This window comes from Veillonella parvula (assembly GCF_047241225.1).
Taxonomy (GTDB): domain Bacteria; phylum Bacillota; class Negativicutes; order Veillonellales; family Veillonellaceae; genus Veillonella; species Veillonella parvula_O.
This window is the reverse complement of record NZ_JBKTIE010000001.1, coordinates 293,661-307,743: the sequence shown is the minus strand read 5'-3', so window position 1 is coordinate 307,743 and position 14,083 is coordinate 293,661. Positions and strand designations below refer to the sequence as shown.

At 38.8% G+C, this 14,083-nt stretch carries 14 protein-coding genes; all 14 read right to left on the bottom strand.

Features of this window, described 5'->3' with window-relative positions:
- Positions 1-107 precede the first annotated feature (107 nt).
- Entirely contained in the window at positions 108-677 is a 570-nt protein-coding gene (locus ACLRYO_RS01420; RefSeq protein WP_278618156.1) for an outer membrane beta-barrel protein, read from the bottom strand.
- Between the two features lie 80 nt (positions 678-757).
- Positions 758-1,798 (bottom strand): cell division protein FtsZ, encoded by a 1,041-nt coding sequence (gene ftsZ, locus ACLRYO_RS01415; protein WP_004697140.1) that lies wholly within the window; start codon positions 1,796-1,798, stop codon positions 758-760.
- Positions 1,799-1,936: 138 nt separating this feature from the next.
- The gene (locus tag ACLRYO_RS01410; RefSeq protein ID WP_021148268.1) at positions 1,937-2,281 is read right to left on the bottom strand and encodes a small basic family protein; all 345 of its coding nucleotides are present in this window, start codon (positions 2,279-2,281) and stop codon (positions 1,937-1,939) included.
- Positions 2,278-2,973, bottom strand: a complete 696-nt coding sequence (locus ACLRYO_RS01405; RefSeq protein ID WP_042986433.1) for a DUF881 domain-containing protein — start codon at positions 2,971-2,973, stop codon at positions 2,278-2,280. Before ACLRYO_RS01405 ends, ACLRYO_RS01410 begins: the two co-directional genes overlap by 4 nt.
- Positions 2,974-3,855 carry a cell division protein FtsQ/DivIB gene (locus ACLRYO_RS01400; RefSeq protein ID WP_021148270.1) on the bottom strand — a complete coding sequence of 294 codons (882 nt, stop codon included), beginning with the start codon at positions 3,853-3,855 and terminating at the stop codon, positions 2,974-2,976.
- A gap of 28 nt (positions 3,856-3,883) precedes the next feature.
- Positions 3,884-4,816, bottom strand: coding sequence for a D-alanine--D-alanine ligase (locus ACLRYO_RS01395; protein WP_215675562.1), 933 nt, complete (start codon positions 4,814-4,816; stop codon positions 3,884-3,886).
- Positions 4,813-6,195, bottom strand: coding sequence for a UDP-N-acetylmuramate--L-alanine ligase (gene murC / locus ACLRYO_RS01390; protein WP_215675560.1), 1,383 nt, complete (start codon positions 6,193-6,195; stop codon positions 4,813-4,815). Before murC ends, ACLRYO_RS01395 begins: the two co-directional genes overlap by 4 nt.
- A gap of 14 nt (positions 6,196-6,209) precedes the next feature.
- Positions 6,210-7,319 (bottom strand): undecaprenyldiphospho-muramoylpentapeptide beta-N-acetylglucosaminyltransferase, encoded by a 1,110-nt coding sequence (murG, locus tag ACLRYO_RS01385; RefSeq protein WP_021148272.1) that lies wholly within the window; start codon positions 7,317-7,319, stop codon positions 6,210-6,212.
- Complete coding sequence (murD, locus tag ACLRYO_RS01380) at positions 7,319-8,689, bottom strand: UDP-N-acetylmuramoyl-L-alanine--D-glutamate ligase (RefSeq protein ID WP_021148273.1); 1,371 nt, start codon at positions 8,687-8,689, stop codon at positions 7,319-7,321. The genes murG and murD overlap by 1 nt, the downstream gene beginning before the upstream one ends.
- A gap of 83 nt (positions 8,690-8,772) precedes the next feature.
- Positions 8,773-9,759 carry a phospho-N-acetylmuramoyl-pentapeptide-transferase gene (mraY, locus tag ACLRYO_RS01375; protein ID WP_008601232.1) on the bottom strand — a complete coding sequence of 329 codons (987 nt, stop codon included), beginning with the start codon at positions 9,757-9,759 and terminating at the stop codon, positions 8,773-8,775.
- 56 nt (positions 9,760-9,815) lie between these two features.
- Positions 9,816-11,174, bottom strand: coding sequence for a UDP-N-acetylmuramoyl-tripeptide--D-alanyl-D-alanine ligase (locus ACLRYO_RS01370; protein ID WP_120055311.1), 1,359 nt, complete (start codon positions 11,172-11,174; stop codon positions 9,816-9,818).
- A gap of 1 nt (position 11,175) precedes the next feature.
- The gene (locus ACLRYO_RS01365) at positions 11,176-12,660 is read right to left on the bottom strand and encodes a UDP-N-acetylmuramoyl-L-alanyl-D-glutamate--2,6-diaminopimelate ligase (RefSeq protein ID WP_278618157.1); all 1,485 of its coding nucleotides are present in this window, start codon (positions 12,658-12,660) and stop codon (positions 11,176-11,178) included.
- A 55-nt stretch (positions 12,661-12,715) separates the two neighbouring features.
- Complete coding sequence (ftsL, locus tag ACLRYO_RS01360; protein WP_004697156.1) at positions 12,716-13,120, bottom strand: cell division protein FtsL; 405 nt, start codon at positions 13,118-13,120, stop codon at positions 12,716-12,718.
- A 21-nt stretch (positions 13,121-13,141) separates the two neighbouring features.
- On the bottom strand, positions 13,142-14,074 hold the full coding sequence (rsmH, locus tag ACLRYO_RS01355; RefSeq protein ID WP_413084638.1) for a 16S rRNA (cytosine(1402)-N(4))-methyltransferase RsmH: 933 nt from the start codon (positions 14,072-14,074) through the stop codon (positions 13,142-13,144).
- Positions 14,075-14,083 lie beyond the last annotated feature (9 nt).

Here is a 14,083-nt window from a genome sequence, read left to right as displayed (position 1 = left end):
TATAGAATATATTAAGTACCTTATTTAGGAAAAATAATTAAGAAATATACAATAAAACAGTAAATATATAAAAAAAAGACCACTCAAAAGAGTGGTCATCATCATCCTTAGAAGGAATAGCCTACACCAGCGTGTAAACCTTTTGCAGTTTTATCATTGCTATCTACACTATATTTATCATAGCCATAGTATACATTCAAATCTACATTAGGGCGTACTTCATATTGAGCACCTACTTGATAAGTTTGCTTAATATCATTACCCCAACCAGCCTTAGCAAAGCCGTTTACTTTATTAGTCAAAGGTACATGACCGATAACACCAGCTTGGAAACCAAGTTCAGTATCATTTGTACGAATCGCAGTACCTGCACCATATAAATTTACATTTGGATGTACTTTATAAACCAATGCTAATTGATGATCTTTAATATCACCATTTTTTGCATTTAATTTATCGTAAGAGTATTGTAATGCGGCTTTATTGGAAAGGTCGTGTTGTAAAGAAACACCGAAACCATCATTGCTATTGCCGCCACCGTTAGATACGTGTTGTTTAAAAGCATAATCAGCTTGTACCTTAGTGGATCCATCACTAATTTTCGTTACAGGAGCTGCAGCAAATGCACTACCGGCTACAACTGTAGCTGCTAAAGTTAATAATACTAATTTCTTCATTTTTACCTCCTATACACATACCAACGGTATGTCTTAATAAGTTACTAATCGATAGGTATAGTAATTATACAATCTATAAATTAGCGTTTCATGAATACAGGGATATCAGGGATACCACTGTTAGTATTTGTAGTGGATGCCGGACGGGATGTAGTTGTTGTTTTACCGAATTCAGGTACATTCTTAGTATTTGAATTAAAACCAGTTGCCACAACAGTAATTTGAACTGTATCGCCTAAGCTTTCATCGATAACGGAACCGAAGATAATATTTGCATCAGGATCCGCCGCTTCAGAAATAATTTCCGCAGCTTCATTAATTTCAAACAAGCTTAAGTTTGCACTACCAGAAATATTGAGTAAGATGCCTTTTGCACCATCGATAGAGGTTTCCAACAATGGGCTATTAATAGCCATTTTAGCTGCGTCAGCAGCGCGGTTTTCACCTTCGCCAACGCCAATCCCCATCAATGCTTCGCCTTGTTCAGTCATGATAGTTTTAACATCTGCAAAATCAAGATTGATCAAGCCAGGAACTTGAATCAAGTCTGAAATGCCCTTGATACCTTGGCGAAGTACATCATCAGCTGTACGGAATGCATCACTTAAGGAACATTTTTTATCTACAACTTGCAACAATTTATCATTAGGAATAACGATAATAGTATCTACTTTTTGAGTCAAGAATTCAATGCCTTTTTCCGCTTGTGCACGACGGCGTTTACCTTCAAAAGCGAACGGTTTAGTAACGACGCCGACTGTCAATGCACCGATTTCTTTAGCACATTCTGCAACAATAGGAGCAGCACCTGTACCAGTACCACCACCCATACCAGCAGTTACGAATACCATATCAGCACCTTCAAGAGCTTTTATAATTTCTTCGCGACTTTCTTGAGCAGCCTCTTCACCGATTTGTGGATTTGCACCTGCACCAAGACCTTTTGTAACCTTCTCGCCGATTTGAATCGTTACATCCGCTTTAGATAATTCAAGCACTTGGCTTTCAGTATTAGCGGATAAAAATTGAACACCTTTAAGATCGCTATCTACCATGCGATTAACAGCGTTATTACCGCCGCCACCAACACCGATAACTTTAATATTTGCAAAATCAGACATTGAACTTCCTCCTCTTATCGTTATCTATCGTATCAATATACGTCCCAATGTATCGATTTATATACTGACAATCTTATAACAATTACATTTATTTTACACTAAAATTTAAAAACTTTCCACTATATAGAATGTGATTTATTAGAATCGCTTAGTTATAATAATCTTTCGTATAGCGCCTACATTAATAAATACATGCAATCCAAAGCCAATAAGAGCTACGTAATATAGGTTAATTCCTATGAGGTCACCTACATATACAAGAATAACAGCTAACACAACATTTGAAAAGAACCCAAGCACAAAATTACTAAGATCAAAGGTTCGTTCCAATGCAGCTCGGCTACCACCAAATACAGCATCTAGTGCAGCCAGAACAGCGACTGATGTGTAATTTGCATAACTTATAGGTATATGAAATGGTGAAAGCCACCCTAATGTAGTACCTACAATTAGACCAACAATGGCAAAGATATAAATATTCATTCTTTACCTCCTGTTTCATTAGGCTTTATATGCTCTTCTCTGAAGGTTCCTGTAAAAGCTGGAATAGCTAATTCATTTTCTTCCTTTATGGTTACCTTTATGCCCCAGTGTTTCAAGGAATCTACCACACCGCCTCGCATGGTGAGCGCAGAATTTAATGTTTTTGGATCACCAATCGCTTTAACTGTAAAAGGCGCCCCAAAAACCTTACCATTTACAGTAATAGTCGGGCCAGAGCATCGTATTTCAGAAGTCCCTATGAGACGTTGATCATTGATAGCTATCGCCTCAGCCCCACCAGCTCGCAATTCATTAACAATACGTAAAATATCTTCATCATGAATTACATATAAATTAGGATTCTCACCACTTTGAATTGGTTTTAAGCTATCCTCGATTAATACACTAACACCCGTACCTTTAACATTAGTTAACGCAGCTTTCATCATCAACTGTTCGTCTGCTTTAACATTGCCAGTAGCACCAGACTGTTTAAGCTCTTCTATTTGTTTTAACAATGCATCACGTTCACTTTGGGCCTCTCGCAATTGTACAGCTAAATCACCAGCTCGTTGTAAACGGATATTTTCTTCTATATTATCTTGAGTCATCTTATATTGGGTGACAACCATGAAACCCAATATACAACTGACTAAGGCTATTGCCCACCGTTCGTGTCTCACGACAATCATCTACCTTTTATCTTCAACATGACCTTGCTTATCTTGTTTTTTATCATCCTTCTTAGTAGATGAATCTTCTGTATTCTTTGTTCCAGGCTGATGCTTTTTAACTTCCGGTATTACATCAGTTTTTATATATGGCGATGAAACATTAACATCTATATATTGTACATTGCTATGTGTTGTCTTAATATCTTGTAACATGGACTGAGTTAACTCGGCTTTTTTAGGTAAATCTTTACTATCCCCTAATCTAATTTGCACCCCCGATACGGTATAAGCCATTATCGCATCAGGATCTCCTATATTGACTTCTGCAATATTCTTGAAGGTGCTCTCATCAAGAGAGTTCAAGTATTCAAGAGCCGCCAAAATGGGCTTATCCACAACGGTATCACCTAACAAAATATTTCCCGCCTTAACGCCTGATATCATTGGTACCGACGTATCTTGTATTGCAGGCTCTGATGCAATCACTTGACCTTTACTGTCAAGTGTTAAATAACCAAACTGAGCTGGTACAACTGCAACAGCCTTGCGTTCTATGACACGTACAACCATTGTAAATGGCAATTGATAACTAATTTGGGCCTCTTCAACCCGTAAGTCTTTCGCCAATCTAGTTTTTAATTTCTCTGTACTAATTTGCAATATATTTACAGGTTCATGAATATCCCCTGCTACCATTACATCTTGTACAGTTACCTTATCCGATCCTATAATTTTTAAGGATCCAAAAGGAATAGGTAGTGTAAACAATCCCACCAACACGAGAGTAACTGCACCACCGATTTTTAACACTCGTTTTCTAAATACAGCCCGTTCATCATGAACAGGTGTAGAAGACTGCATCTCCCCAGAGTTGGATGGATGGTATTGCTTATCATCCATAGATAACTCCTTATGTTCTATTCAGCCCTTAAAATTTCCCTATACTAGCTGTTAATAGAATCTTTTCACATAATGTTGGAAAGTCAATTCCCATTTCTTTAGCTGCCTTTGGTACTAAAGACGTTGCCGTCATACCTGGCACAGTATTGTATTCTAAAACATACATATTATCTGCATGATCTGTCATAATATCAACACGAATAACCCCACTGCCTTGTACTTCACGATACACAAGTTCCCCTATGCGTTGCATCTCAGCAGTCATTTCTTCACTAATAGGCGCAGGTACTAAATATTCTGTAGCACCTACAGTATATTTACTGGTATAGTCATACTCCCCAGAATGTGGACGTATTTCAATTACTGACAATGCCTTTCCGTCAAGAACGGATACTGTAAATTCGCGACCATCAAGAAATTGTTCTACTACAAGAATCGGATCATATTTTAGCGCTTCTGTAACAGCAGCCTCCAATTGTGCCTCATCACGAACGATGGTAACGCCAATACTAGAGCCTTGAGTAGCAGATTTCACCACTACAGGAATCGTAAATTGTTTGCGAATATGTCCTATAATAGCTTCTGCAGATTCTAAATTACCATTAAAGGATTCAGAAGTAGCTGTTGGAATATTAGCCCCTTTGAAAACATCTTTGCTTACTTTTTTATTCATTCCTACCGCATGAGCCATGATGCCCGATCCAGTATATGGAATTTCTGCCATTTCAAGTAAGCCTTGTAATGCACCATCTTCACCATAACGACCGTGAATTGCATTAAATACAATCTCTCCACCTAAGGATTCAATGTCTTTTAAAACAGTACGAGGATTAAGTTCTAATGTTTGGGCATTAAACCCTTTACTTTCGAGTGCTTCCGCAATAGCAGCGCCAGTACGGCGAGATACTTCAGCCTCTTTGGAAGGGCCACCCATCAATACGATTATTTTTCTATCTTTCATTGTAAGCCTTCCTCCAATATAGCTAATAATTTAGGTCCATATTGATTAATAGAACCGGCACCCATTGTGATAACTAGATCATTAGGTCGCACAATTTTTGCCAATACAGCCGGTATATCATCAACAGATGGTACATAATGTACAACCTTATGTGTAGCAGCTTCAACAGCGTCAGGAATAGTACGTCCATCGATACCTGCAATCGGATCTTCACCAGAACTGTAAATATCTGTCATATATATTTCATCAGCACTTGTAAAAGCCGTAGCAAATTCATCTTTCAACAAGCTTGTACGTGTATACCGATGCGGTTGAAACACACAAATAACGCGATGTTTTTCAAGCTCTTTTGCTGCTCTTAAGGTCGCTTTAATTTCTGTTGGATGATGTGCATAATCATCGACAACCCAGACTCCACCAACATGACCTTTTGTTTCAAAGCGTCGTTTTGCACCGATAAATTTACCTAACGCTTTTGTAATAAAGCGATTCTCTACACCGCAACATTCATGAGCCACAATAAAGGCTGCCAATGAGTTTAATACATTATGCTCTCCTGGCACGCGCAAGCTGATGCGGCTTATATTAATGCCTTTATGATATACATCATATACCAAGGAAGAGTCCACATAATGAATATTTTTTGCTACATAATCATTATTATCCTCTAACCCATACGTAATAAAAGTACGCTTTACGTGGCTCATAACATAACGAATATTTTCATTATCACCACATACGATAGCCTTGCCCGCTTCTGGTAACGTTTCGACGAACTCACAGAAAGCGTTTAACAAGTTATCCATAGTCTTATAATGATCCATATGATCATCTTCAATATTAGTTATAACGATAGTATGTGGATGCAATTTTAAAAATGAACCATCGCTCTCATCCGCTTCCACAACTGAAAAATGGCCTTTCCCAAGGCAACTGCTACCTTTGAGATAATCTACTTCGCCACCGATAATTACCGTAGGGTCCGCATTAGCCTCCACTAAAATTTGTCCAATCATTGAAGTTGTAGATGTTTTACCATGCGCACCAGCTACTGCGATACCATCTGTTACATCTAATACAGCCTTTACAATATCAGAACGATGTAAAATGGTAATCCCTTGCTCTTTAGCAGCAACAATTTCAGGATTGTCTTCACGAATCGCTGTAGAACGAACTATAGCATCAACACCATTTACATATTCTTTATTATGACCGATATGCACCGTGGCACCCATATCTCTAAACTTAGAAATCACTGCAGATTCAGCAATATCTGAACCAGATACATCATAACCTTTTTGAATCAAAATATTCGCTATCGCACGCATACCAGATCCACCAATACCGATAAGGTGAATTTTGTGAATACCGTCTAACATAAAACCTCTCCTTGTTACTTTGCAATAGATAAAGCTAATTTTGCAATATCATGAGCCGCATTCGGTTTCCCCAATTGCAATGCTCGGTCTCCCATTTGTGCCAACAAATCACGGTTGGCCATAAACATCTCGATTTCCCCTATTAAATCGTGAGCACTCAACATTTTATCTACAATCATATGCGCCGCCCCTTCTTGTACAAAGATACGTGCATTATAGGTTTGATGATCTTCCGCTGCGTATGGATACGGTATCAATACGGATGGAATACCGCGAACTGCTAATTCTGCAAGACCTATAGCACCAGATCTAAATACTGCTAAATCGGCTGCTGCTAGTGCTTTTGGCATATCATGTAAATACGGCAAAATCAAAGATGAACTACCTAAACCATCCCCATCGGTAATACCCAATTGGGATAAAACAGATTCATATTCTCCGTTTCCCGTAATATGGATTAATTTAATACCTTTCACACCTTGGAAGTGTTTATGTACATCTATCATAGCATTGTTAATAGTTCTCGCCCCTCGAGAACCTCCAGCTATGAGTACTGTAAAGGTATCATCACTTAAATTGAAATAGTTACGTCCCGCTGTTCTCGAATCAACTAGCACATCTGGACGAACAGGATTCCCTGTATAGACTACGCGCTTTGCTTTAGAAAACGATGCTTCTGCATCCTTATAGCCTAGGGCTACCACATCAACAAAACGACTCAGAATTTTATTAGTAATGCCTGCTATGACATTCTGTTCTTGAATTATAGTAGGAATATTATGTAATGCTGCAGCCAAGAGAACAGGCCCACATACATAACCACCAGTACCAATAACCACATCAGGTTTAAACTTACAAACTATGGCATTAGCTTTTACAATGCCTAAAGCAGTTTTACCTAATGTAACTAATGTACCTAACGATAATTGACGCTGCAAGCCTTGCACAGGAATCGTAGTAAACTCTATCCCCTCTTTAGGAACTAATGTAGCCTCGAGACCTTGCTTGGTACCAACATATAACACCTTTGCATCAGGATTTTGTTTCATAATTTCCTTATATATAGTTATTGCTGGATATATATGTCCACCAGTGCCACCACCTGAAATAATAACACGTTTCATTAATGGTGTCCTCCCTCTTGCAACATATGAACACAACGTTTAAAGTCATCTCCACGCTCTTCAAAACAGCTGTACCAATCAAAGCTTGAGCAAGCCGGAGATAATAGCACAATATCGCCAGTCTCTGCCAATTTATAGCCTTGTTCTACGGCTTCTTTCATGGATAAAGCACGATAAATCGGCTTCACACCAGCCTCTTTTGCAGCCGTCTCAAAACGATCTGCTGCTTCCCCCATGAAAATAACAGCTTTAGTCTTCTCCTTAACTAACTCCATGAAGTCTTCTAAAGGCGTCATTTTATCATGACCACCAGCTAATAGAATAACTTGTTGATCAAAGGATTCTAATGCTTTAACCACAGAATCTACATTAGTCGCTTTAGAATCATTATAAAATGTAATACTATCAATCGTCTTAACGCGTTCTAAACGATGTTCAACGCCATGGAACTCACTAATAATACGATGAATTGTTTCTACAGGTACGCCCAATGCATGAGATAAAGCAATAACGGTCAATATGTTTTCAATATTATGACTGCCTGGAATATGAATATCTTCATTTCCAATAACAAATTTTGCTACCCCATCTTTAGCAATATAACATTGCCCATCAGCATAATAAGCGCCATTCTCTACGGCTTTTTTTTGACTAATTTTTAGAATATGACTAGGCGCACGATGTTCCATATCAGCTACAACGGGATCATCTATATTCAACACTAAATAATCTGTACTTAATTGATTTTCAAAGATGCGTTCCTTCGCAGCAATATAGTTTTCCATCGTCTTATGACGAGCTAAGTGATCTGGAGTAATATTGAGCATAATAGCCCCAATAGGCCTAAAATGCTTGATTGTCTCTAATTGATAACTAGATAATTCAGCTACTAAAAAACCGTCTGCAGGCATAGAATACGCCACTTCACTAAGAGAATCACCAATATTTCCACCGACGTGGACTGGTTTTCCAGAGCCTTCTAGTACTTTAGTTAATAAGGTTGTTGTCGTAGTCTTACCATTTGTACCAGTAACAGCTACGATAGGTGATTTAGATACTTCATAAGCTAATTCTACTTCGCTGACCACGTCAATACCACGGGCCTGTGCTGCTTTTACAATCGGAATGTCTAAAGAAATACCTGGAGAAATAACGATACGATCCACGCCATCTAGCAAGGATTCATCTTGACGCCCTGTAATAATATTTACCCCTGCCGCAACGAGTCGTTTCTCCTCAGCCGTAGGCAGTGTCATAGGCTTATAATCATTTAACACAACATGCGCACCCACTTGGGCTAATACCCAAGAGGCACCTATACCGCTAGCTCCAGCGCCAAGAACAAGTATATGTTTATCTCCATATTCCATCTATATCACCTAAATTATTTATAAAATTAATGTATCCTATCTAATAAGCATACCATTATTTACAACTTCCGTTAAGTATTATCTTATAAAGTTATAGTCGCTAAAAGTACACCAATAATGGCTAAAACAGCGCCACCAAACCAGAAACGATTAACAACTGTTTGTTCTGCCCATCCGGAAAGTTCAAAATGGTGATGAATAGGACTCATCTTAAATACACGCACACCACGTGTTTTGAAAGAAATAACTTGAATAATAACAGATAATGCTTCCATAACAAAAATGCCACCAATCACCACAAGTAGCAATTCTGTTTTAGTTAAAATAGCCATTGCTGCAAAAGCACCACCTAATGCCAAAGAGCCTGTATCCCCCATGAATACTTTTGCAGGGTTCACATTATATACCAAAAAGCCAAGACATACAGCTGCTATTATAGCGCCGAAGTACGCAACACTTTCAGCACCAATAGAATTTGTCATCGATGCAGCCATCAAACCAATAACAGAGAATGCTATCGCCGCCACTGCTGATGTACCACCAGCAAGACCATCAAGACCATCTGTTAAATTTACTGCATTTGTAGCTCCTACAATAATCAAAAATGCCAATACATAATAACCCCATCCCAATTGTAATTGTGTATCTACAACAGGAATCCATAATGTGGTAGGAACAACCATAATCTCAGTAATGCAATAACAGAATACGGCAGCCAATATAAATTGTCCAAGTAATTTTTGCTTCGCTGTTAAACCAAGATTGCGTTTTTTTACAGCTTTTACAAAATCATCAAAAAAACCTAATAAACAATGACCCAGTGTTAAAAATAATAACATTCCTGTGCCCACATTCCATGGTGCAAACAATGCCACGCCAATAATAAGGGCCACCATCATGAAAGCACCACCCATTGTTGGCGTACCGGCTTTTGCTTGATGACTTTCAGGGCCTTCTTCACGAATACTTTGTTGTGCGTGCAAAGAACGCAACATAGGAATAGCAATTTTACCTAGCACTACCGTAATGATGAAAGTCGCTACGAAGGCTAATAGAATGTGATTTATCATATGAATCCTCTACTTATTAATAAATAGGACGGCTAGATATAACTAGCCGTTACCTATTATTCTCGATCCTTTAATTCTTCAACAACGCGCTCCATTCGTAAACCACGGGAACCTTTCACAAGAATAACATCCCCTTTTTCACGAATATCACTATATGCGTTGGCCATTTCTAAATGGCTGTTACAACGGAATGTAGTTAAACCTGCTTTTTTTGATTCCTTTGCAATGAAGGCAGCAGCATCACCAAAGGTGAATACAACACTATAACCCTCTTCAGCAAGCAAATGACCGATTTCACGATGTGCTTCTTCAGAGAAGTCGCCGAGCTCGAGCATATCGCCTAGCATCGCAATTTTACGCTTACCTTCTAATTGACCAAGTGCTTTAATAGCTTCTGCCATGGATGACGGGTTTGCATTATAAGCATCATTTAAGATAACAATATCTTCAAATGGGACGATTTCTTGACGCATTGGAGTTCCACTAAACTCACTCAAACCTTTGCGAATTGTGTTAGATTTAATGCCTAGCACTCGACCTGCAACGATAGCCGCCAATGCATCATATACATTGTGTTCACCAATCATAGGCAAAAAGATATCAAAAACTTCATCATAACACTTACAAGTGAACTTAATACCGTCTTTTTTATAGCGCAGATGGCTACCAATACAAGTAGCATTCCGTTCAATACCATAGGTAATTGTTTTACCCTTAGCTAAACGATCCATAGCTTTTACATATGGATCATCTTCATTAAGGATAGCCACACTATTTTCAGGCAAGCAACGAATCAACTCACCTTTCGCTTCAGCAATGGCTTCGCGAGAACCTAAAAGCTCGATATGACTAGTACCAACATTAGTAATAATCCCCATCGTTGGTTCTGCAATCAAGGCCAGTTCTTCGATTTGTCCGAGCCCACGCATACCCATTTCAACAACACAGGCTTCATGCTCAGCGGTCAAACGTAACAAGGTTTTTGGCAAGCCAATTTCATTATTAAAATTTTTCTCAGTTTTTAATACATTAAATTCTGTGCCAAGTACGGCTGCCACCATTTCTTTTGTTGTTGTCTTACCAGAGGAACCAGTAATAGCAACTACAGGAATATCAAAGCGGCGACGATGATATCGTGCTAAGTTTTGATATGCTACCAAAGTATTGTCTACCTCGATGCAAGCAATACCTTCTACAGAACGTCCTTTTTCAACGATAGCCCCTGTAGCACCTTTTTCGATAGCCGCATTGATAAAATCATGGCCATCAAAGGTATCACCTTTTAAGGCTACAAATAAAAAGCCTGATTCAATAGTTCTTGTATCAGTAGATACATCTAAAAACTTAATATTGTCGGTATGTGCACTCGTCCCCTGTGTGGCTTCCAGTACTTGAGACAATGTAAATTCTGCCATATTAGATCTCCTTGAGGGCTGCTCGCGCCTCTTCACGATCATCAAAATGAATCGTTTTATCCTTTAAGATTTGGTAATCCTCATGCCCCTTACCTGCAATGAGTACAATATCCCCAGGTTTTGCATGTTGTATTGCATGTTGAATCGCTTCTCGACGATCAACGATAACTTCATAGTGAGTTCCTTCTCGAAGGCCGTCTTTAACGCCGACTTCCACATCTTTAACAATTTGTACAGGATCCTCTGTACGTGGATTATCAGATGTAACATACACAACATCACCGTATTGTGCCGCAATGCGTCCCATAATAGGACGTTTCGTTGCATCTCGGTCACCGCCACAGCCAAAGACTACAATAATACGATTTTCTTGAATAGCCTTTGCTGTTTGTAAAATATTTTCTAACCCATCTGGTGTATGTGCATAGTCTACAACAACAGCAAATGGTTGACCTTCTTCAATCAATTCAAAACGACCAGGTACAGCTCTAAATGTTTTCAACGCTTTATCGATGTCTTCCATGGAAATACCTTCTAATAGGCAGGCACCAATAGCTGCTAATGTATTATACACATTAAACAAGCCAGTCGTATTCATTGCAACTGTATAATCATGACCATCATAAGATACAGTATAACAGCTAGACTTTGGCGTCATATCTACGTCATGAGCATTCAATGTGCCGCTACCATCAATACTATAGGTAATGATAGGGGCTGTAGTTTTTTCAACAACCCGATGCCCATAGGTATCATCAATATTGATAACAGCACCTTTACCAGATTTTATTTGGTTTGATTTGCTAACTTGTTCAAATAGTTTACATTTAGCTGCCAAGTAATTCTCAAATGTTTTGTGAAAATCTAAATGATCTTGTGTAAGATTTGTGAATACAGCCGTATCATACTCAACACCAGATACGCGTCCTAAAGCCAACGCATGAGAAGATACTTCCATTACACAATGTGTAACACCCTCTTCTACCATTTGATGCAAAATATGTTGTAAATCCACTACGTCAGGAGTCGTATTATGAATCGGATATGATGTATCACCAATCATGATATGAACAGTACCAATCACACCGACCTTATGACCTTGAGCTTTCAAAATATGACGAATCATATGAGTTGTAGTCGTTTTACCATTAGTACCAGTGACACCAATCATGCGCATGGAATTGGCTGGATAATCAAAAAAGTATGGCACACAGGCCATCATAGCCGCACGTGTATCTTCAACAGTGATAACACAAACGTCACTACTTATCTCAACAGGTTTAGATACTAATACGGCTACTGCCCCAGCCTCAACAGCTTTATTAACATAGTCATGTCCATCGACAGTAGCACCATCTAAAGCAATAAATAAACTACCTGCTTTTACAGCACGAGAATCAGCGGTTACATCTAAAATTTCAACAGCTGTATTACCTTCTACATGCGGTGCATGTAAGGTTTTTACTATATCTTGTAAGTGTTTCATATACAATCTCCTTTACACGCAAAGGAAAGCAGCCCAATACGAGCTGCTTCGCCTGCTAGTCTATAATTTGCTGTTTCTCTTGTACATTACGTTCAGTAACAGCGCTTTTTGTGCTATAAACAAAAGAATCAGGCAAAACCATTCCTAGTTGTTCTTCTGCGATTTGTTGGATACGTACAGGAGACTTCAAGGAAGCCACTTCAACGTCCAATGCATCGTTATCTTTTGTTAATTGTACTACAGCTTGCTGTGTTTTAACTACCTCATAGCCCAACTTTGTACTGTATGCATTCATAACCATCATGATAAGTAAGCATGCAACTAATGCAGCAATACCATATACAACTTGCCACATCATAGGGCTTAAATCTAAAGCTACGTTTGCACTACGTCTTCTCCCTTGTGCAATGACCAACATATCACCTTTTACTTGGCCCACAACAGCCTTTCTCGCTAACATAACACTTAACCCCTTCCAAATCTACAACTTTACTGCTACGCGCAATTTAGCGCTTCTAGCTCTCGGATTAACTTCAATCTCCCCTATACTTGGCTCTATAGCCTTATTCTTTGCCTTTACAACTGCCTTGTGATTACAAACACACACAGGCAATTGTGGAGGACATATACATGCAGTACTTAACTCTTTAAAAGTTTGCTTTGTAATTCGATCTTCCAAGGAGTGGAATGTAATAACTCCAATCTTTCCCTTTGGTTTTAACATCAATACAGCATCTACAAAACTATCATGCAAAATTGCTAATTCTCTATTTACTTCAATACGTATGGCCTGAAACGTCCGTTTTGCCGGATGAGGTCCATCTTGTCGCGCCTTTGCAGGTATTGCATTCTTAATAATTCTAACTAACTCACCAGTAGTAGTAATTCTTTTTTCTTGACGTGCTTCAACAATAAACTCGACAATTCGTTTAGCCCATCGTTCTTCCCCATAATCGCGGATAATTTGCAGTAATTGTTCACTGTCATATTCATTGACAATTTCCTCTGCCGTGAGAGGTGCATCTTTATCCATTCGCATATCAAGAGGTCCATCATTCATATATGAAAAACCTCGTTCAGGAGTATCTAGTTGATAGCTGGATACACCAAGATCAAATATAAAACCATCGACTTCATAAATGCCCGCATTTTGGAGGGCTTCTTTTAAGTTAGAAAAGTTTGTAGGTATCGTTAACACCTGACATTTCAAATCAGATAAACGCTGTCGAGCTACACTCAAAGCATCTTCATCTTGATCTAAACCTATAATCATGCCTTCTGGATCTAGCATCTCGCCCACTGCATGAGCATGTCCTGCCCCACCAAGGGTACAGTCCACATAAATGCCTTTTGGATTAGTTACGACGGAGTCCACCGTTTCACGTAAGAGTACGCTAGTATGATTAAATTCCATCATAGCCTC